19 protein-coding genes and 3 tRNA genes are annotated in these 19,484 nt (G+C 50.0%); 18 read left to right on the top strand and 4 right to left on the bottom strand.

Annotated elements, in window-relative coordinates:
• Window positions 1–278 precede the first annotated feature (278 nt).
• From ACSZPU_RS07160 to ACSZPU_RS07150, 3 genes are read left to right on the top strand one after another with little or no spacing between them, the layout of a single operon-like run.
• Complete coding sequence (locus ACSZPU_RS07160) at window positions 279–3,620, top strand: O-linked N-acetylglucosamine transferase family protein (RefSeq protein ID WP_498996976.1); 3,342 nt, start codon at window positions 279–281, stop codon at window positions 3,618–3,620.
• Between the two features lie 4 nt (window positions 3,621–3,624).
• Window positions 3,625–4,791, top strand: a complete 1,167-nt coding sequence (locus ACSZPU_RS07155; RefSeq protein ID WP_498996966.1) for a DegT/DnrJ/EryC1/StrS family aminotransferase — start codon at window positions 3,625–3,627, stop codon at window positions 4,789–4,791.
• Window position 4,792: 1 nt separating this feature from the next.
• Window positions 4,793–5,185 carry an FAD synthase family protein gene (locus ACSZPU_RS07150; RefSeq protein WP_498996964.1) on the top strand — a complete coding sequence of 131 codons (393 nt, stop codon included), beginning with the start codon at window positions 4,793–4,795 and terminating at the stop codon, window positions 5,183–5,185.
• Window positions 5,186–5,223: 38 nt separating this feature from the next.
• On the opposite strand, the gene ACSZPU_RS07145 is transcribed toward ACSZPU_RS07150, so the two are convergent.
• A complete protein-coding gene (locus ACSZPU_RS07145; protein WP_498996963.1) occupies window positions 5,224–6,423 on the bottom strand; it encodes a sulfatase-like hydrolase/transferase in 1,200 nt (399 codons plus the stop codon).
• A gap of 2 nt (window positions 6,424–6,425) precedes the next feature.
• On the bottom strand, window positions 6,426–7,694 hold the full coding sequence (locus ACSZPU_RS07140) for an ATP-grasp domain-containing protein (RefSeq protein ID WP_498996960.1): 1,269 nt from the start codon (window positions 7,692–7,694) through the stop codon (window positions 6,426–6,428).
• Window positions 7,695–7,856: 162 nt separating this feature from the next.
• On the opposite strand from ACSZPU_RS07140, the gene ACSZPU_RS07135 reads away from it, so the two are divergent.
• The 7 genes from ACSZPU_RS07135 to sdiA all read left to right on the top strand — a co-directional run bounded on the left by ACSZPU_RS07135 (window position 7,857) and on the right by sdiA (window position 13,634).
• On the top strand, window positions 7,857–8,576 hold the full coding sequence (locus ACSZPU_RS07135; RefSeq protein WP_498996973.1) for an RNA polymerase sigma factor FliA: 720 nt from the start codon (window positions 7,857–7,859) through the stop codon (window positions 8,574–8,576).
• Window positions 8,577–8,646: 70 nt separating this feature from the next.
• Window positions 8,647–9,198 (top strand): flagella biosynthesis regulatory protein FliZ, encoded by a 552-nt coding sequence (gene fliZ, locus ACSZPU_RS07130; protein ID WP_498996957.1) that lies wholly within the window; start codon window positions 8,647–8,649, stop codon window positions 9,196–9,198.
• Window positions 9,199–9,283: 85 nt separating this feature from the next.
• Window positions 9,284–10,084, top strand: a complete 801-nt coding sequence (gene tcyJ, locus ACSZPU_RS07125) for a cystine ABC transporter substrate-binding protein (protein ID WP_498996955.1) — start codon at window positions 9,284–9,286, stop codon at window positions 10,082–10,084.
• Window positions 10,085–10,185: 101 nt separating this feature from the next.
• Complete coding sequence (dcyD, locus tag ACSZPU_RS07120) at window positions 10,186–11,172, top strand: D-cysteine desulfhydrase (RefSeq protein ID WP_498996953.1); 987 nt, start codon at window positions 10,186–10,188, stop codon at window positions 11,170–11,172.
• 21 nt (window positions 11,173–11,193) lie between these two features.
• Entirely contained in the window at window positions 11,194–11,862 is a 669-nt protein-coding gene (gene tcyL / locus ACSZPU_RS07115; RefSeq protein WP_498996952.1) for a cystine ABC transporter permease, read from the top strand.
• Complete coding sequence (tcyN, locus tag ACSZPU_RS07110) at window positions 11,859–12,611, top strand: L-cystine ABC transporter ATP-binding protein TcyN (protein ID WP_498996949.1); 753 nt, start codon at window positions 11,859–11,861, stop codon at window positions 12,609–12,611. Before tcyL ends, tcyN begins: the two co-directional genes overlap by 4 nt.
• 300 nt (window positions 12,612–12,911) lie before the next feature.
• Window positions 12,912–13,634, top strand: coding sequence for a quorum-sensing transcriptional regulator SdiA (gene sdiA / locus ACSZPU_RS07105; protein WP_498996971.1), 723 nt, complete (start codon window positions 12,912–12,914; stop codon window positions 13,632–13,634).
• Between the two features lie 70 nt (window positions 13,635–13,704).
• On the opposite strand, the gene ACSZPU_RS07100 is transcribed toward sdiA, so the two are convergent.
• Complete coding sequence (locus ACSZPU_RS07100; RefSeq protein WP_498996947.1) at window positions 13,705–13,929, bottom strand: DUF2594 family protein; 225 nt, start codon at window positions 13,927–13,929, stop codon at window positions 13,705–13,707.
• A gap of 12 nt (window positions 13,930–13,941) precedes the next feature.
• A complete protein-coding gene (locus ACSZPU_RS07095; protein ID WP_498996944.1) occupies window positions 13,942–14,040 on the bottom strand; it encodes a hypothetical protein in 99 nt (32 codons plus the stop codon).
• A gap of 349 nt (window positions 14,041–14,389) precedes the next feature.
• On the opposite strand from ACSZPU_RS07095, the gene uvrY reads away from it, so the two are divergent.
• The 8 genes from uvrY to ACSZPU_RS07055 all read left to right on the top strand — a co-directional run bounded on the left by uvrY (window position 14,390) and on the right by ACSZPU_RS07055 (window position 19,481).
• Window positions 14,390–15,046, top strand: a complete 657-nt coding sequence (uvrY, locus tag ACSZPU_RS07090) for a UvrY/SirA/GacA family response regulator transcription factor (RefSeq protein WP_498996941.1) — start codon at window positions 14,390–14,392, stop codon at window positions 15,044–15,046.
• Window positions 15,043–16,875 carry an excinuclease ABC subunit UvrC gene (uvrC, locus tag ACSZPU_RS07085; RefSeq protein WP_498996939.1) on the top strand — a complete coding sequence of 611 codons (1,833 nt, stop codon included), beginning with the start codon at window positions 15,043–15,045 and terminating at the stop codon, window positions 16,873–16,875. The genes uvrY and uvrC overlap by 4 nt, the downstream gene beginning before the upstream one ends.
• 56 nt (window positions 16,876–16,931) lie before the next feature.
• Complete coding sequence (gene pgsA, locus ACSZPU_RS07080) at window positions 16,932–17,480, top strand: CDP-diacylglycerol--glycerol-3-phosphate 3-phosphatidyltransferase (RefSeq protein WP_498996935.1); 549 nt, start codon at window positions 16,932–16,934, stop codon at window positions 17,478–17,480.
• Window positions 17,481–17,629: 149 nt separating this feature from the next.
• Window positions 17,630–17,705: transfer RNA gene (locus ACSZPU_RS07075), tRNA-Gly, on the top strand.
• A gap of 52 nt (window positions 17,706–17,757) precedes the next feature.
• Window positions 17,758–17,831 (top strand) — tRNA-Cys (locus tag ACSZPU_RS07070).
• Window positions 17,832–17,843: 12 nt separating this feature from the next.
• Window positions 17,844–17,930 (top strand) — tRNA-Leu (locus ACSZPU_RS07065).
• Window positions 17,931–18,200: 270 nt separating this feature from the next.
• Window positions 18,201–18,596, top strand: coding sequence for a hypothetical protein (locus ACSZPU_RS07060; RefSeq protein ID WP_498996932.1), 396 nt, complete (start codon window positions 18,201–18,203; stop codon window positions 18,594–18,596).
• An 81-nt stretch (window positions 18,597–18,677) separates the two neighbouring features.
• Entirely contained in the window at window positions 18,678–19,481 is an 804-nt protein-coding gene (locus ACSZPU_RS07055; protein WP_498996929.1) for a hypothetical protein, read from the top strand.
• Window positions 19,482–19,484 lie beyond the last annotated feature (3 nt).

The following is a 19,484-nucleotide window of genomic DNA, read 5'->3' as shown; positions in this document are numbered from 1 at the left end:
CCTGTTAGGGCGCGGCTGGTAAGAGAGCCTTATAGGCGCATCAGAAAAACCTCCGGCTATGCCGGAGGATATTTATTGCCTTTAATATAGGGTGAATTACCCCCAATAATGGCGTTTACTCAGCCAATGGACACATTAGCGCACTGGTAGCATGAGAAAATGATTTTCAAAATGTAAAGGACAGCGCCGTGTTCTCTTTAGATTTACCACAAAGCTTTAATTTAGCGTCAGTCAGTTCCGCGATCCCTAAGTCAACCACGGTTGCACCTCATTTGAGCGTGACTCGAATTCAGGCCAGCGCCTGGCTTTATGGTATTGAGGGAGTTAACCCGGAGTCTGCGCGTGTCCTTGATATCGGCTGCGGCGACGCCTCGCACCTGCTGCCTTTCGCACTATCTTATCCGCGAGCACAAATTACCGGTATTGATCTGTCGCCTGTGAAAATTGAAGCTGGCCAGCTGCAGTTTAAATTATCAGGAATTACCAACGTCAAGCTGCTGTGTGTTGATCTTGATGCGCTGCTGGCAGGCTTTGGCGTGCAGTTTGATTACATTATCATCCATGATGTTTTCTCTCTTCTTGATAGCGCGGCCCGTGAGGCGCTCTTTGCTTTTTGCCAGAACAATCTTTCTGCCCAGGGCCTGGTTGCAACTGAGTGGCTTACCCAGCCAGGTGCGGGCCTGAGTCAGATTATTCAGGATGCTATTGCCCTGCACGTGCGTGACGCGAATAGCGATGAACTGCGTCTGAGCAGCGCACGCGCGGCGTTAACCTGGCTTTCTTTGGGGATGAGTCAGCATCCGGCCCGCGAGGCGCTACAGGAATTAGTCAAAGAAGCTGAAGCAATGGACGATCAAACCCTTGCGCTGCGTTATCTGCACGGTATGAATAATGCTAGCTATTTTGTTGATTTTCATGAGGATGTCATTCATTCAGGTTTACGCTATGTTGGCGATCTGTTCCCATGGAAAGAGTGTCCGGAGCATTATGGCGATAACGTGACGGAAATTTCGAATGCTGTTTGCCCGGACCAGAATAAGTTTCTGCTTCAGCAATATTTAGACTTCTCGGTTAATCGCCGTTCACGCTTTAGTTTGCTGACCGCCGCACCGAAAACACAGTTGATATCTGTGCAGCCTGAACTTACGCGTTTGCAGGATATGCACTGGGCGGCCAGTTTCCGTCGCGAAATTGATGGCGATGGCAGAGTCTATGATCGTATGCGTGCGCAGTCAGGTGCCTTTATTGCGACCGATGATGTGGTCACGCTCTCTGTGCTGGATGTGCTGGGTGAAGCCTGGCCACTGAGTATGAGTTTCGAGCAGTTGGCTTTCCACACGCGCTCGCCTGAAACGGATGAGGCAGAACATAAAGAAAAACTGCTGCTCTCCCTTGGCGCGCTGTTTATGCAGGGGTTATCAGACTTGCATTTCCAGCGTGTTCCTTCGATTTACAATACGCAGAAAAATCCTCAGCTAATCCCGATATTCGGCAAGGCGCTGGCTCAGCTCAAAGCGGGCTTTAACCTCTGGAATGAACCCGTCGAGTTGACGGCACAGGAAGTGTCTGTGCTGGAAAAAGATAACCTGGCGTTTGCAGATATTAAACTTGTAGATGGCATGCGCAGCAAAGGTCTACTGACCGGGAGTCCTGCAAGCTGGAGATCGCATTACCGGGCAATGATTAAAGTGGCGACGCTGGCAGAGATGACCAATGCGATTTTGCCGTTGATCCTCTTCTCCAGTTTGCCGCAAAACGGGGGCTACGAAGGCTCGCATCTGCAAACAGATACCGATACGCTTGATAAAAAGAATATCCAACCCGTTGATCAAAAAATCGTTAATCGCCTGGATGCGATGATAGCGAACAGTGAATTTGAGCAGGCGAGAGAATTGGCGCGTGAAATTGTTGGCAAAATGGAAGCTAACCCGAACGCCTGGCTGGAATTATCCCGTGTTTACAGTCGTACGTCGGACTATGGCGCCGCCATTGGCGCAATTAATCGTACGCTGAGTATTACGTCGGTAAGCTGGGACATTTATTTTGAACTGGCAGTTGCGTTGTGGCACCTGCAGAAGCACTGGCTGACCGGGCGCGTAGTGCGCGCTATTTTACGTGCTGATCCGGTTAATGCTCTGGCCTGGGATGCGTTGGGACGTTTGTATTCAGATTATGAAGCCGTTGCGACCGCACAATTTTGTTATGAAAAGGCGCTCGCAATTACCCCGAACAATGGCGGTATGCTTTCTAACATGGCCATATTAATTTCTGACAGTCTGCGTCTGGAGGAGTCTATCGGTCTGTTGCGCAGAGCGATAAAAGTGATGCCTTCAAACCTGGATTATTACAGCCGCCTCAACTTTGAATTGTCGCATAGCGCGCTTCTCGATCCGCAAGCCCTGTTTAATGAACATCTCGTGTACGGCCAGCTGGCTGAGAAATGGGCTAAGGCGCAAAAAACCAAGTTTTCATGGTCACCCGATAAAGATCCGAATCGTCGTCTGCGTATTGGTTTTGTTTCTGGCGACTTGTGCCGCCATCCGGTCACCTGGTTCCTCAAGCCATTCTGGGCCAATCTCAATCGTGATCGTCATGAGCTGTATGTCTACAACACCTCGCCTATCCATGACGACGTAAGTGAATATTTTGCAAACAGCGCAACCGTATGGCGAAATGTTTTCACGATAAGTTCGCTGGAGCTTGCGCGTATCGTTAATGAAGACAACGTGGATATCCTTATCGATCTCTCCGGTCACACGGGATATAACCGCCTGCCGGCTTTTGCACTGAAACCCGCACCGCTTTCGCTGAGCTGGATCGGTTATCCGGGGACAACCGGCCTTAAGGCAATGGATTACCGTATCTGCGGTTCATGGATGGCGCAACCTGGCGAGCTTGACGATCAATTCACCGAGAAATTGCTCTATATGCCAATGCCGGTTCAGTACGAACCGTCAACAAAAGCCCCGGATGTCAATCCATTACCGGTACTGAAGAGCGGCGTGTTCACCTTTGGTAGCCTGAACCGACCGAAGAAAATCAGCGATAAGGTGATTGAAGCCTGGGTCAAAATACTGACCGCCGCTCCGAATGCTCGCATGCTGATTGGTTACATGCCGTCGCCGGATGTTTCAGATTCATTGCGTAAAAAGCTGGAAGGGATGGGCGTTAAAGCGGAGCAACTCATCTTCCGTGAAAAAACGACATTCATCGAATACATGAAAATGCATCTTGAGATCGACTTGATGCTTGATACCTTCCCGTACAACGGTGGAACAACCAGTAATAACGCCATGTGGATGGGTGTGCCGATGATTTCGCTGCGTGGCAAAACCATGGCAGGCTGTCAGGGCAATGAAATCATCAAGGCTTATCAACTCGAACAGTTCCAGGTCGAAGATGAAGAGAGCTATGTCCAGCAGGCGCTGGCATGGATGAACAAAACAGAAGAGTTAAATGCCATTCGTTTAAGCATGCGCGATCGTTTTGCGCAGCGTAAAAAAGAGGTTGTCGATCCTTCTAAAGCGTTTGAAAAATTGCTCCGTACGATCTGGCAGAACTACTGTGATGGCCAAAAGCCGCAAAGTTTTGTCATTGATGTAGACGCGGATCAGGAGTAAATACATGCGCGATAATATTTATGTAACCAGCCCGTTATTGCCGCCTCTTGAGGAATTTATTCCTTATCTGGAGCAGATTTGGCAGAGCAAACACCTGACTAACTCGGGTCCGTTTCATCAGCAGTTTGAAGCGGCGCTGGCAAAATATTTGGGTGTTGAGTATCTGTCACTGTTTTCGAACGGTACGCTGGCACTGTTAACGGCATTGCAGGCGCTGAGAGTTAAAGGGGAGGTGATCACCACCCCGTATTCTTTCGTGGCCACCGCGCACACGATCCTTTGGAATTCGCTCAAGCCCGTGTTCGTCGATATCGATCCGCTGACCTGCAATATGGACCCGCGGAAAATTGAAGCGGCTATCACCCCTGAAACCACGGCGATTTTGCCGGTCCATTGCTACGGTATTCCGTGTAATGTGGATGAAATTCAGCGTATTGCTGATATGTACGACCTGAGGGTTATTTATGATGCGGCACATGCCTTTGGTGTAAAAGAAAATGGCAGCAGCATTCTGACCCGCGGCGATCTGTCGATCCTCAGTTTCCATGCGACTAAAGTTTTTAACACGGTCGAAGGCGGAGCCATTATTTGTCAGGATGCGAAAATGAAAAAGCGCATCGACGATCTGAAAAACTTTGGCTTCGCGAATGAAACTACCGTCGTGGCGACGGGTATTAACGGCAAAATGAACGAAGTCCAGGCTGCCTTTGGTATGCTCCAGTTGCAGCATATTGATCAGGCCCTGCATAACCGTAAAATGATATATCAGCGCTATGTTGAAAAACTCGCGGGCATTAAAGGCCTGCGTGTTCTCAATAAGCCAGAAAATGTTCAATGGAATTATGCTTATACGCCGATCTTTATTGACGAAGGTTTTGCCTGCTCGCGCGATGAGCTATATGAAAGCCTTAAACCGCATAACATCTTTACCCGACGCTATTTCTACCCGCTGATTTCTGAGTTTCCTATGTATCGCGGACTGCCCAGCGCACAGCCAGGGTTAATGCCTGTAGCTGAAAAAGTATCGACCTCTGTGCTCTGTCTGCCGATTTATCCGACGCTGACTCTGGATGAGGTGGATATGATTGTTGAATTAATTCGTGAGAAGAGTCTGGGACGCTCCATTGCTCCTGACGACGGTGACTTTAAATTAGCGCTGCCAGGTATATGATATGAAAAGAGTGATTACATTCGGTACTTACGACGTTTTTCATATAGGCCACGTTAACATTCTTGAGCGTGCTGCTGAACTCGGCGATTACTTAATTGTTGGGGTTTCATCTGACGCGTTGAGCTACAAAAAGAAACAACGTTACCCGCTATATACCCAGGATGATCGTGTCAAAATCATCAGTTCAATGCGCTGTGTTGATGAAGTATTTATCGAAGAATCACTGGAAGATAAAGCCCGCTATATTGAAACGATGAAGGCTGATTTGCTGGTGATGGGTGATGACTGGGAAGGGCGCTTTGATTGGGTCAAACCTTGGTGTGAGGTGATTTATTTGCCACGAACGCCATCGATATCCACGACGGAAATCATTGAAATCGCCCGCCTGCGATAATAAAAAAACCCATCAACGCGATGGGTTTTTTATTCGCCTTAGTTCAGTAAACTGTTTTTTTCGGCTATCCATTTTTGCAAGAGCGCGGACATTTCTTCGAACTGTGACACAATTAATGCCTCGCAACCCGGGTACAAGAAACACTGAATATGCGGGTGCGGACCTGCCTCGCGCCCGGTTCCCAGACGCTGGTAATCAATTGATACTTTGCCGTTACTGGTTTTCAGGTACTCCAGCAGGTTGAACTGGTTTGCGCCATCTGCCTGCCAGGCATACATTTTGTATTCGCCATTCACATACAGGAGGTGGAACAGTTCAGATATAATGGCATAGCCTTTACGCAGCGGCGTCTGCGGTGTTTCGCCGGTCTGAGCGGCAAACAGATTACGGCTATAGCAATACTTCCTTCCGCCAGAAAGTGCGGACCAGGTGTTGGGATTTTCTTCACCCACAGATGGGATATTTGACATGTCAAACACGGTCTTTTGCAGGTCGACCATACTGAGCAGATGATTAATATCTTTGGCTTTGTAATTGCTGTCGTAAATAAACGCCGGGGTATGAACCAGCGATGTGTACGGTTCAATACCGTGCGCAAAACCGCCGTACAGGCCATGGTTCCAGAAATCGTCCCCATGATCGCCAAAAATAACCAGCGTCGTGTTTTCCATTTGTTTGTGATTCATTAGCAGGCGCAGGACATCACCGACGGTGTTATCCATGCTTTCATAACCACGCTGCCAGCGAACGAAACTGTTATCACCTGCGGCCTTATAACCGTCCTGATAGCAAAGGTGGCTGCTCAGATTCCAGAAATAGAGCGCGAAAGGCTGCGACCTGTCGGCGATAATCGCTTCTGCGTTATGCAGCATTTCATTGGCCGTTTCGTACCAGTTAAATCGATCCTGTTCACTCCAGATCATATCGAAATTGGCCCAGTTTTTTGGGAAGCCCAATCCGGCGGTGCGGTAACCTGCCAGTCGTAATTGGTCAAACATCGGCGGTGCTTTACGTTTAACGCTTAATCCGACTTCGAAATTAACGTTGTGCTCCAGCACATTGTCATCCCCGTACAGCAGGTCGCTGACGGCCATAAATGATGATGTTGCTGAGGAGATAAAGTTGTTAAAGCGCAGTGAGTGGGGCACGATACTGTTCAGGCAAGGAAACCACTGACGGTGGCTGTAGATAGCCTGATTAAGACTTTCGAGATGAATGAAGACAATATTTTTTTTCATGGTTATTCCTTAAGAAGCAGATCCAGCATGCTGACATCGAAAGTATTGATGCCTAATGCCTGATGTACTTCCTGACGTTCACGGAAGCTGTCATCAATGAAAATGGCGTCAGGGTGAGTGATATAGATGGATTTCTTCTCATCACGCGAGATATGGAAGACCCGATCAAACAGAGTCTCAAGACGCCAGCGTTTGAGTTGGTACTGTAAATCGCCGTCGTGACGACTGATGAGATAGCAGGGGATCCCTTCGTTAACGCACTGATATAAAAAGCGAACGAGTGGCAGGCAAAGTTTGTTGTGAATGATGATTGTATCGTCGAAATCAACGTAAACATGGCCAAAGGGAATATCGCAACGAAAACGGTTCGTTAATGCCCTGCTGATGCGATTGGTCGGTTTAAGTGCGTCGATGGTGGCCGACAAACCCTGGTGTTCGTATAAAGATAGCAGAGCAAAATTGACACCGCGCACACGATTTACCGCCATAGTGCCGGCAATTCGGGGGGCAACTTCCAGCAGAGTGAGTGCACCATTAGCCGATTTTTTAACCTGGAAAAACCATGCCCCTTTCAGTTTAAGACGCGCTGAAATTGCCTGCGCCATCTCAAGGATTCCTGGCAGTTCGACCGTTTCCGAAGCCATTGAAATTCCCGCTCTAATACGTTCGCGAGTACGCGGCTGGCAAAATACAACCCCATATTTTTCTTGCGTAAAACAATCGACTGTATATTCAGCACCGGGCAGATATTCACTAATCAGCAAATCCTGGTTGTCGCGTAATTGTATTTCTAACGTGGATTTGTCGTTAACTTTTAACGCACCTTGCGCACCCTGACCACGGTCTGGCTTAATAAATACTGGCCAACTTTCAACCTCTTCCGCTGATTTATAGCAACGAGGTACCGGGACTATATCCCGTAACTTATCGTAGGTTCGGCTTTTATAACGAGTAATTTCACAACATTCGGTTTCAGAAGATACAATTTTTGCTGATATTTCAGTCTGATGCTGTGCATAAGCCAATAGCACGTCGTCATGAGCAGGAAAGATAAAATGAATGTCGTATAATAAAACAAATGCCTCAAGAGCCTGTAGCCAGCCATCTTCATTCACCGAAGGTAATATATGGTACTGCTCATCGTTATAACGGGCATGGTTGTCATAATCGGAGCCTGCAAGAAATAGCTTCACCGTTTTTTCATAACGAAGCGATAGCCAAATCTCACGACCGATTTCTGTACCAGCAGGTGAAATTAATACATTGATCATGCGGCGCCCGGGCGGATGGGAGTGTACGTTTACAGTATGAGATGATGTCTGATACACAACCCTGCAAATAACCCCCCATTTCACCCACTATTCATCCGATTAAAAGTGCTACAGAATCGGATAATCATGCCGATAACTCAAACTAACGCAGGGCTGTTTATCGTGAATTCACTGTATACCGCTGAAGGTGTAATGGATAAACACTCGCTGTGGCAGCGTTATGTACCGTTGGTGCGTCACGAAGCATTGCGCCTGCAGGTGCGTTTGCCGGCGAGTGTGGAACTGGACGATCTGCTACAGGCGGGCGGGATCGGGTTACTGAATGCAGTTGACCGATACGACGCTCTGCAAGGAACGGCATTTACCACTTACGCAGTGCAGCGTATTCGTGGGGCTATGCTGGATGAATTGCGCAGCCGTGATTGGGTGCCGCGCAGTGTCCGGCGTAATGCCCGCGAGGTAGCACAGGCTATGGGGCAACTTGAGCAAGAGTTGGGACGTAATGCGAGCGAAACAGAAGTCGCACAACGTCTCGGTATTCCGGTTGAGGAATACCGTCAGATGCTGCTCGATACCAACAACAGCCAGCTTTTCTCCTATGACGAATGGCGAGAAGAGCATGGTGACAGTATCGAAGTTGTGACTGACGATCATCAACAGGAAAACCCGTTATTCCAGTTAATGGAAAGTAATTTGCGTCACCGTGTAATGGAAGCCATTGAATCCTTACCGGAGCGTGAACAACTGGTTCTGACGCTGTATTACCAGGAAGAGCTTAATCTCAAAGAGATTGGTGCTGTTCTTGACGTCGGAGAGTCTCGGGTTAGCCAATTGCATAGTCAGGCTATTAAGCGCTTACGTACAAAGCTGGGTAAGTTATAGGTTGGTGAGACTATCTGTCGGGATCGCCCCTGAAAAATGCCGCACAACGCATTGACAACCAGGAGTTATCATGACGGTGCAGCAACCTAAAAGACGGCCACTAAGCCGCTATTTAAAAGACTTTAAACACAGCCAGACACATTGCGCCCATTGTCACAAATTACTCGACCGCATCACCCTGGTGCGTCGAGGAGAAATTGTGAACAAAATTGCAATTTCACGCCTGGATATGCTTCTGGATGAGGCCGCCTGGCAGCAGGAACAACAAGAATGGGTAGCGCTCTGCCGATTCTGTGGTGACCTGCATTGCAAAGAGCAAAGTGACTTCTTCGATATCATTGGATTTAAACAATTCCTGTTCGATCAAACTGAAATGAGTCATGGCACGGTGCGCGAATACGTGGTTCGTCTTCGCCGCCTGGGAAATCATTTGAGTGAATTGAACATCTCCCGTCACCTTCTCGATGAAGGGTATCCTGATGAGAATCTGGAACCCTGGTTACCCACCACCAGTACCAACAATTACCGCATAGCGCTGCGTAAGTACGCACAATTTAAAGCACAATCACGTTTTAACGTCGTGCAAAAGATCGCTGTCGGTGCCCGATCTGATATATATTAAAAATGAATAATATGTGACGCACAGGTGCCTGAAAATGATTCAGGCACCTGTGCGTTACGATCTTCATTTTCTGGTCGGAGTCACTATGAAACTTGCACTTTTGGGTCGTCAGGCGCTGATGGGGGTGATGGCTGTCGCGCTGGTTGCGGGGATGAGCGTCAAAACATTCGCCGCTGAAAATCTACTGAATAAAGTTAAAGAGCGCGGCACCTTGCTGGTGGGTCTGGAAGGCACCTATCCACCGTTCAGCTTCCAGGGCGATGATGGCAAACTTACCGGTTTCGAAGTGGAGTTCGCCGATGCGCTGGCGAAACATCTGGGCGTCAAAGCAGATCTGAAACCCACGAAATGGGACGGTATGTTGGCGTCGCTAGATTCAAAACGTATTGATGTGGTGATTAACCAGGTCACCATCTCCCCCGAGCGTCAGAAAAAATATGACTTCTCCACGCCGTACACCGTTTCCGGTATCCAGGCGCTGGTGAAAAAAGGCAACGAAGGTGGCATTAAATCCTCTGCCGATCTGAAAGGCAAAAAAGTGGGGGTGGGTCTGGGCACCAACTATGAAGAGTGGCTGCGTGCTAACGTCCAGGGCGTCGATATCCGCACCTACGATGATGACCCGACCAAATACCAGGATCTGCGCGTAGGCCGCATTGACGCCATTCTCGTGGATCGCCTCGCCGCACTCGATCTGGTGAAAAAGACCAACAACACGCTGGCAGTAGCCGGTGATGCCTTTTCACGCCAGGAATCGGGCGTTGCCCTGCGTAAAGGCAATGAAGACCTGCTGAAAGCCATTGATGCGGCGATTGCCGACATGCAGAAAGACGGCACCCTTAAGGCGCTGTCGGAAAAATGGTTTGGCGCTGATGTGACGAAGTAACCTCTCCGCAAGAAAAAGGCGCTAAATTCAGCGCCTTTTTTCATTTACGCGCTGTATACGTGCATAATAAAAACACTACACATCTCGCTACCGGAGGATATATGTCCTTGCAAAATCTCACCCGTTTTCCACGCCTGGAATTTATCGGCGCGCCGACGCCGCTGGAATACCTGCCGCGTTTTTCTGATTTCCTCGGTCGCGATATCTTTATTAAGCGTGATGACGTCACCCCCATCGCGATGGGTGGTAATAAGTTGCGTAAGCTGGAGTTTCTCGCGGCAGATGCGCTGCGCGAAGGGGCGGATACATTAATCACTGCGGGCGCCATTCAATCTAATCACGTGCGCCAGACGGCGGCGGTGGCGGCAAAGCTTGGGCTGCACTGTGTTGCGCTGCTGGAAAATCCGATTGGCTCGACAGCGGAAAACTACCTGACTAACGGCAACCGTCTGTTGCTGGATCTGTTCAATACGCAAATTGAAATGTGCGACGCGCTGACCGACCCCAAACGCCAACTGGAAGAGCTGGCGACGCGTATTGAGGCCCAGGGCTTCCGGCCTTACGTGATCCCGGTCGGCGGTTCAAACGCGCTGGGGGCGCTGGGCTATGTAGAAAGCGCGCTGGAAATCGCTCAGCAGTGTGAAGGGGCGGTGGGGCTTTCTTCGGTTGTGGTGGCGTCAGGCAGCGCCGGAACGCATGCCGGGCTGGCGATTGGTCTGGAACAGTTGCTCCCGGATGTCGAGTTAATCGGCGTGACGGTATCGCGCAGCGTTGCCGATCAGAAGCCGAAAGTGGTGACCCTGCAACAAGAGGTAGCACTGTTGCTGGAGGTGAAGGCCAGGGCAGAGATTACCCTTTGGGATGACTATTTTGTGCCGGGTTACGGCCAGCCTAATGATGAAGCCATGGAGGCTGTTAAACTGCTGGCGCGTCTGGAAGGTATTCTTCTTGACCCGGTCTATACCGGCAAAGCAATGGCTGGGTTGCTGGATGGGATTGAGCAGAAGCGTTTTAAAGATGACGGCCCGATTTTGTTTGTCCACACCGGTGGTGCTCCGGCGCTGTTTGCCTATCACCCGCACGTTTAATCTCCAGGCAGAACAACCATAATGCAAGAAAGTCTACAACTGGTGATCGACTCTGCACCGTTCCTGCTTAAAGGGGCGGTATTTACGCTGCAACTGAGTATCGGCGGCATGTTTTTTGGCCTGCTGCTGGGGTTTATGCTGGCGTTAATGCGCCTGTCGCCGCTGCTGCCTGTGCGCTGGCTGGCACGCGTCTACATTTCGATTTTTCGCGGTACACCGCTTATCGCCCAGCTGTTTATGATCTACTACGGGCTGCCGCAATTCGGGATTGAGTTGGATCCGATCCCGGCAGCGATGATTGGGCTGTCGCTCAATACGGCAGCCTATGCGTCGGAAACCTTGCGTGCGGCGATCTCCTCTATTGATAAAGGGCAGTGGGAAGCGGCGGCCAGTATCGGTATGTCGCCGTGGCAAACGCTGCGTCGCGCGATTCTGCCGCAGGCCGCGCGCGTGGCGCTGCCGCCGCTGTCGAACAGTTTTATCAGCCTGGTGAAAGACACCTCGCTGGCGGCAACGATTCAGGTACCGGAACTGTTCCGCCAGGCGCAACTGATCACGTCACGTACGCTGGAAGTCTTCACCATGTATCTCGCTGCGTCGCTGATTTACTGGGTGATGGCGACGGTGCTTTCTGCCTTGCAGAACTACTTTGAAAATCAGTTGAACCGTCAGGAGCGCGATCCAAAATGAGTGCCATCGAAGTGAAAAATCTGGTGAAGCAATTCCACGGCCAGACGGTGCTGCACGGTATCGATCTGGAGGTGGCGCAAGGTGAAGTCGTGGCGATTATCGGCCCCAGCGGATCCGGAAAAACCACGCTGCTACGCAGTATCAACCTGCTGGAGCAGCCCGAGAGCGGTACGATTCGGGTGGGTAACATGACCATCGACACTGCGAAGCCGCTGGGGCAACAGAAGAACTTGATTCGCCAGTTGCGCCAGCACGTGGGGTTTGTGTTCCAGAACTTCAATTTGTTTCCGCACCGCACGGTGCTGGAAAATATTATTGAAGGCCCGGTGATTGTGAAAGGTGAACCGAAGGATGAAGCGACAGCACGTGCGCGTGATCTGCTGGCGAAAGTCGGCTTAAGCGGCAAGGAGACCAGCTATCCCCGGCGCTTGTCCGGTGGGCAGCAGCAGCGCGTGGCGATTGCCCGTGCGCTGGCGATGCGCCCGGATGTCATTTTGTTCGATGAGCCGACCTCAGCGCTGGATCCTGAGTTGGTGGGGGAGGTGCTCAATACTATCCGCCAACTGGCGCAGGAAAAACGAACGATGGTGATCGTGACCCATGAAATGAGCTTTGCCCGTGATGTAGCGGACCGGGCCATCTTTATGGATCAGGGACGCATCATCGAGCAGGGGCCGGCGAAATCCTTATTCGCCCATCCGCAGCAGCCGCGTACACAGCAATTCCTGGAAAAATTCCTGATGCAGTAACGATCTTCCGATTCGGGAGTGAATCGCTTTCCGAATCGGAGAATAACCCTGACTTAAGCTAAATTTATTAATGCGTATTTAATTACAGGCAACGTTAATAATGCTATTTGGCGCTATTCAGGCGCATTGCTTTAGCACAAAAAAACAGAGTTTCCTGTCTCAAATAGTTCATGTAACACGCGAATTTTCTTACTTATTTTCCATAAAACCGATATTTTACGCATATAAAAAAGATTTATGTGTTAATTTATTGTATTCATAAGAATGATTATTATTGTCACAGGGGTGATAGCGGTCAGTATGCGGGATAATGACTTTTTCTCGTGGCGCAGGGAGATGCTGCTACGTTTTCAGGAGATAACGGACAAGGACGACGTATATTCAACATTACAGCAGCAAACGCAGCTGCTGGAATTTGACTATTTTGCACTGTGTGTCCGTCATCCGGTGCCATTTACGCGCCCGAAAATCAATGTACACACCACGTACCCGGACGCTTGGATGACACATTATCAGGCCGAAAATTATTTCGCCGTCGATCCTGTACTCAAGCCGGAAAATTTCCTGCACGGACATTTGCCGTGGAATGACAAATTATTTCACGAGACGCCGGAATTATGGAATACCGCGCGGGATTTTGGATTACGCAAAGGGATTACGCAGTGTTTGATGCTGCCAAATCATGCGCTGGGGTTCCTGTCCGTTTCTCGTTCCAGTCTTCTGCATCATCCGCAGTATGACGAAGAGATTGAACTGCGCCTGCAAACGCTGGTTCAGTACAGTCTGATTACGCTTTCCCGGCTGGGCGACGATATGGTTATTGCGCCAGAAATGAAATTCAGTAAGCGCGAGAAAGAAATTCTGAAATGGACGGCGGAAGGGAAAACCTCGGCGGAAATCGCCATGATTCTGTCCATCTCCGAGAATACGGTGAATTTTCACCAGAAGAATATGCAGAAGAAATTCAACGCGCCGAATAAAACGCAGATTGCCTGCTACGCCGCTGCGACGGGAATCATCTGAGCTTCACCTTTGTTCTGCGTGCCAGACGCATACCGGCTGCCAGCTTTTGTGAGCTGCCAGCCGGATTCATTTACTGGCGATAAGCTTGTTTGATCTGCTTCACAGTGTTGGTGAACACCGCTGCCTGAGCTTCATCTTCCAGCGTCGCGATCTGTTTTTCCATTTTAATGATGACGCGACCCGCATCAGCTTGCCCCATTGCCTGCAGCATCAGCGTGATCATCGCTTTCAGGCATGAGACTTCCTGAGCCAGTTCCTGGTTATTATCAGCAGTGGAAAAATCAGGTGTGCTCATTTATTTACCTCGTTATGTTACCGTGCTTAACGTGACGGTGAATGCCAAAGCGGCGGAGTATACCACAAGCCGCGGGAAAAATAGCAGTGGTTGTTTTTTGTGCGCCTGCAACCTGGTTTATTAAATTAAACATTAAGCGAATATTTAATTCGAATAGTGTAGCCAAAATATATGTTTAATTGAGGTAGACCGACGGTTAATTATTGTTACAAAGTCCTGCTTTTATTTTTCCCTCAGAATAAAAAAGAACTTTTGGGCAGCTTTCCGAAAACATTTTTTAAAACGCAGCCCTGATGCGGCGCGGCCTGCAGAAGTTTCCACATAATGTACAGGTTAATTTCCAAAAACGAGAACAAAATCGAATGGGAGGCATTTTTTAACTTTCAATAATGCGGTGAAAACCGTTAGTATGTGAGGAATTAGCTTGCAGCAGCGTCATCCCTTTTCTGGAGATATTCCATTGATCAACGTACTTCTTGTTGATGACCACGAACTGGTGCGCGCAGGGATACGACGCATTCTCGAAGATATTAAGGGCATAAAAATTTCTGGCGAAGTTTGTTGCGGTGAGGATGCCGTAAAATGGTGCCGGACACACTCCGTCGACGTTGTGTTGATGGATATGAACATGCCTGGCATTGGCGGAATTGAAGCCACACGCAAGATTGCGCGCGCGAATATCGACACGAAAGTCATCATGCTAACCATTCACACCGAAAACCCGCTTCCGGCAAAAGTGATGCAGGCGGGGGCGTCGGGCTATCTCAGCAAAGGCGCTGCGCCTCAGGAAGTCGTCAATGCGATCCGCTCCGTGCATTCCGGGCAGCGATACATCGCTTCCGACATTGCTCAGCAAATGGCGCTCAGCCAGATCGAACCGGAAAAAACTGACTCCCCGTTTGACAGTTTGTCTGAACGCGAATTGCAGATTATGCTGATGATCACCAAAGGTCAGAAGGTCAATGAGATCTCTGAACAACTGAATCTCAGCCCCAAAACGGTGAACAGCTACCGCTATCGTATGTTCAGTAAATTGAACATACACGGTGACGTGGAGCTGACTCACCTGGCAATTCGCCACGGTCTGTGCAATGCGGAGACGTTAGCAAGTCAGTGAATGAAGTTTTCGATTCAAAAGCCTTTCTCAAGACAGTGACCAGCAAGCCGGGTGTCTACCGTATGTATGACACCGGCGGCACTGTTATCTATGTAGGCAAAGCAAAAGATCTCAAAAAGCGCCTCTTCAGTTATTTTCGCAGCAATCTTGCTTCGCGAAAAACGGAGGCGCTGGTTGCGCAGATCCAGCAAATTGATGTCACGGTCACCCATACCGAGACGGAAGCGTTACTACTCGAGCATAACTACATCAAGCTTTACCAGCCGCGCTACAACGTACTGCTGCGTGATGACAAATCCTATCCTTTTATATTCCTCAGCGGCGACACGCATCCGCGTCTGGCGATGCACCGTGGTGCGAAGCACGCGAAAGGGGAGTATTTCGGCCCGTTTCCAAACGGTTATGCGGTGCGGGAAACCCTGGCACTGCTGCAAAAAATCTTTCCCGTGCGCCAGTGCGAAAATAGCGTTTATCGCAACCGCTCGCGCCCCTGTCTGCAATACCAGATTGGCCGCTGTCTTGGCCCCTGCGTGGCGGGCCTGGTAAGCGAAGACGAATATGCGCAGCAGGTGGACTATGTGCGCCTGTTTCTGGCCGGCAAAGACGATCAGGTGCTGACACAGCTTATTGCGCGGATGGAAAAGGCCAGCCAGGCGCTGGAGTTTGAAGAAGCGGCGCGTATTCGCGACCAAATTCAGGCTGTGCGTCGAGTCACTGAGAAACAGTTTGTCTCGAATACCGGAGACGACCTGGACGTGATCGGCGTGGCATTCGATAACGGGATTGCCTGCGTGCATGTGCTCTTTATTCGCCAGGGTAAAGTCCTGGGGAGCCGCAGCTACTTCCCGAAAGTGCCGGGCGGCACGGAGCTCGGCGAAGTGGTGGAAACCTTTGTCGGGCAGTTTTATCTGCAGGGCAGCCAGATGCGCACCCTGCCGGGCGAGATCCTGCTCGATTTCAACCTGAGCGATAAAATGCTGCTGGCGGACTCCTTATCGGAGCTTGCCGGGCGCAAGGTTAACGTGCAGACCAAACCGCGTGGTGATCGCGCGCGTTACCTGAAACTGGCGCGCACCAATGCCGCGACGGCGCTCAGTACGAAACTGTTGCAGCAGTCGACCGTGAGTCAACGTCTGACGGCGCTGGCAACGCTGCTCAAGCTGCCAGAAGTGAAGCGCATGGAGTGTTTCGATATCAGCCATACCATGGGCGAGCAGACGGTGGCGTCCTGCGTGGTGTTTGATGCCAACGGACCTTTGCGTGCGGAATACCGTCGTTACAACATTACCGGCATCACGCCGGGCGATGATTACGCAGCAATGAACCAGGTACTGCGTCGTCGTTATGGGAAAGCGATTGAAGAGAACAAAATCCCGGATGTCATTTTGATCGACGGCGGGAAAGGACAGCTGGGCCGGGCTAAAACGGTGTTTGCTGAACTCGACGTCCCGTGGGATAAGCACCACCCGCTACTGCTGGGCGTGGCGAAAGGTACCGACCGTAAGGCCGGGCTTGAGACGCTGTTCTTCGAACCGGAAGGGGAAGGGTTCAGCCTGCCACCGGATTCTCCGGCGCTGCACGTAATTCAGCATATTCGCGACGAGTCGCACGATCATGCAATCAGCGGTCACCGTAAAAAACGGGCAAAAGTGAAAAATACCAGTAGCCTGGAGACCATCGAAGGCGTGGGGCCGAAGCGCCGCCAGATGCTGTTAAAGTACATGGGCGGTCTGCAAGGCTTGCAGAATGCGAGCATCGAAGAAATTGCAAAAGTGCCGGGTATCTCGCAAGGCCTGGCAGAAAAGATCTACTACTCGTTGAAACATTAAAGGCTCTGTAGCAACATAGGGTCAAAATTTACTGACAACAGACAGTTACCGTCACTATGCAATTTAATATTCCTACATTGCTCACCCTGTTCCGCGTCATCCTGATTCCATTCTTTGTGTTGGCGTTTTATCTGCCTGTTCCGTGGTCACCTTTCGCAGCGGCATTGATTTTTCTGGTTGCTGCGGTTACAGACTGGTTTGACGGTTTTCTGGCCCGTCGCTGGAATCAGAGCACGCGGTTTGGTGCATTCCTCGATCCGGTAGCCGATAAGGTGCTGGTGGCTATCGCCATGGTGATGGTGGCTGAGCATTACCACAGCTGGTGGGTAACGCTGCCTGCGGCAACGATGATCGCCCGTGAGATCATTATCTCAGCGCTGCGTGAGTGGATGGCGGAGCTCGGAAAGCGTAACAGTGTGGCGGTGTCCTGGGTGGGGAAAGTGAAAACGACCGCGCAAATGGCGGCGCTGACCTGGATGCTGTGGCGCCCGAACGAGTGGGTAGAGTGGGCGGGAATTGGCCTGTTCTTTATCGCGGCGTTGCTGACACTGTGGTCCATGTTGCAATATCTGAACGCTGCGCGCGGGGATTTGCTCGATCAGTGATCGTATCGCGTTAATTTTCAGCAAACGATCCGGGTTTTGAAAAATATCGTTGACTCAGTGCGTCAGGTAAGTAGAATGCATCGCATCAGACGGCAGTACAGCTCGCCAGATGATAACAAAATCAAGTAATTAGCATTAAACTTGATATTGCGGGAATAGCTCAGTTGGTAGAGCACGACCTTGCCAAGGTCGGGGTCGCGAGTTCGAGTCTCGTTTCCCGCTCCAGTTTAAAAGCATCGGCATATTGCGGGTGCTGGCTGAAAAGCCTGAAGTATCTGGCGCGTTAGCAAAGCGGTTATGTAGCGGATTGCAAATCCGTCTAGTCCGGTTCGACTCCGGAACGCGCCTCCAATTTCTTTCCGAGCCCGGGTGGTGGAATCGGTAGACACAAGGGATTTAAAATCCCTCGGCGTTCGCGCTGTGCGGGTTCAAGTCCCGCCCCGGGTACCATGGGAAAGAACAGAATAATCAAAGCAATAAGCAGTGTCGTGAAACCACCTCCGGGTGGTTTTTTTGTTTTTATCATTAATCATCTGTGATTCGCGAATATACGCATTACGTTTTCCTTTCCTGGTATTCCATCTGCCTATCCGCGTACTAAATCAGGTGGCTACACGCCGCCGTCTAATCCTGTTAGCGTTACACGCCGCTTTTCTGAGTCTCAATATTGCTGGGATTGCGGAATATAACGTTTAAAAGACATTATTTAACGAGGGGTTTATGCGCGGGATTGTATGTATTTTAGGGCTTTCAGTGGTGTTGGCCGGCTGTGATAAATCGGTTGAAGACAAAAAAATCTCCGAACTGACAAATGAAGAAGCGCAGGCATTATGTAAGTCTCCGCAGGCGCTTGAGCAATTAACCAACAACTTCAAAGCAGGCACCAGCGAATTTTTAACCCAGCATCCCTTTAACTATTCTCCTTTTGTTGATCGCATCGCCAGTATAACCAAGAGCATTACTGATTCTGAGCAGAGAAGAAAAAACCGTATCGATTCCGACTTCCTCTATACCGCTGAGACCTTTAACAAAGGTTTTGGTCAGTCAGATGTCCTGAAAATCAGCAACCCAACGCTTTCTTCTACCGGGCAGGAACGCCTGAACTGCAGCGCCTAGGCCGATTTCAGCAGCGATGAGATTTATGGCAAAGCCTTCTCGACGCCGGTTTCCTATACCATCACTAAAGCTGACAAGAAAATGGTCATCGAAGGCCAGATCTCGCTGACGGATATGCGGCAAAGCAAGGTTGAGCCGACGGCGGGCCAGAAAGCGTGGCGTGATAAATACGAAGCTGAGCTGAATGCGAAAGACCAGGCTTTGCGTGATATCCCGGACAGCGAATACCAGCCCATTTCCGCAAAAGATCTTTTCTATGCCTATTTCTCTCAGACACCACGCCAGTTTAGCGATGATGAACTGATGGGGCTCTTTAGCAACAAATGGAACAGCACCAGCGATACGTTTGCGAAAGAAGACATCAAGAAAGAAGAACTGCCGCAAATTAAGGCAAAAATTGCGCAATATAAAGACATTAAAAATATTGTGCTTTATTCGGTCAGCGACGGTTCTTATCACAATGAAGACTACCTGAAACTGAAAACAGCATCCGGTGAAGACGGAATCAAAATCAGCGATATGGGCGTCTTTACCCTGACCGGAAGCAGCTATGACCTTGCCATCAAAGGGTATAAGTATAATAACTTCCTGTGCAATATGAACGGTGGTATTACGGTCAGCGACCGCGGCGTGTCATTATCTGTTGATAAAACACTGCGTGGCTGCACGGTAAAAATTCCGGACGATCAGGCGCGCGATATTTCCGCGAAATTCGCCGATTTCAACGGCAAAGGTAAAAATATCAGTACCGCTGTGAAATACTTCATCCATATCGACAGCATTAATGGCGACCGCAATATCCTCAACGCCACCCTGGTAAAAGATGATGTGCAGTTTATCGATCCGGACACTAAAGCCGTGATTCTGCATACTGTCATCAATTAACAG

The organism is Phytobacter sp. V69, from assembly GCF_965644215.1.
Taxonomy (GTDB): domain Bacteria; phylum Pseudomonadota; class Gammaproteobacteria; order Enterobacterales; family Enterobacteriaceae; genus Phytobacter.
Note: the sequence above shows the minus strand (reverse complement) of the source record. Positions and strands in the feature narration are given on the sequence as shown.

Bases quoted from the DNA above. Each gene is read 5' to 3' on its own strand.
- ACSZPU_RS07155 (WP_498996966.1), top strand. From the start codon at position 3,625: ATGCGCGATAATATTTATGTAACCAGCCCGTTATTGCCGCCTCTTGAG.
- ACSZPU_RS07150 (WP_498996964.1), top strand. From the start codon at position 4,793: ATGAAAAGAGTGATTACATTCGGTACTTACGACGTTTTTCATATAGGC.
- ACSZPU_RS07145 (WP_498996963.1), bottom strand. From the start codon at position 6,423: ATGAAAAAAAATATTGTCTTCATTCATCTCGAAAGTCTTAATCAGGCT.
- ACSZPU_RS07140 (WP_498996960.1), bottom strand. From the start codon at position 7,694: ATGATCAATGTATTAATTTCACCTGCTGGTACAGAAATCGGTCGTGAG.
- fliZ (WP_498996957.1), top strand. From the start codon at position 8,647: ATGACGGTGCAGCAACCTAAAAGACGGCCACTAAGCCGCTATTTAAAA.
- tcyJ (WP_498996955.1), top strand. From the start codon at position 9,284: ATGAAACTTGCACTTTTGGGTCGTCAGGCGCTGATGGGGGTGATGGCT.
- dcyD (WP_498996953.1), top strand. From the start codon at position 10,186: ATGTCCTTGCAAAATCTCACCCGTTTTCCACGCCTGGAATTTATCGGC.
- tcyL (WP_498996952.1), top strand. From the start codon at position 11,194: ATGCAAGAAAGTCTACAACTGGTGATCGACTCTGCACCGTTCCTGCTT.
- tcyN (WP_498996949.1), top strand. From the start codon at position 11,859: ATGAGTGCCATCGAAGTGAAAAATCTGGTGAAGCAATTCCACGGCCAG.
- sdiA (WP_498996971.1), top strand. From the start codon at position 12,912: ATGCGGGATAATGACTTTTTCTCGTGGCGCAGGGAGATGCTGCTACGT.
- ACSZPU_RS07100 (WP_498996947.1), bottom strand. From the start codon at position 13,929: ATGAGCACACCTGATTTTTCCACTGCTGATAATAACCAGGAACTGGCT.
- pgsA (WP_498996935.1), top strand. From the start codon at position 16,932: ATGCAATTTAATATTCCTACATTGCTCACCCTGTTCCGCGTCATCCTG.
- ACSZPU_RS07060 (WP_498996932.1), top strand. From the start codon at position 18,201: ATGCGCGGGATTGTATGTATTTTAGGGCTTTCAGTGGTGTTGGCCGGC.
- ACSZPU_RS07055 (WP_498996929.1), top strand. From the start codon at position 18,678: ATGGTCATCGAAGGCCAGATCTCGCTGACGGATATGCGGCAAAGCAAG.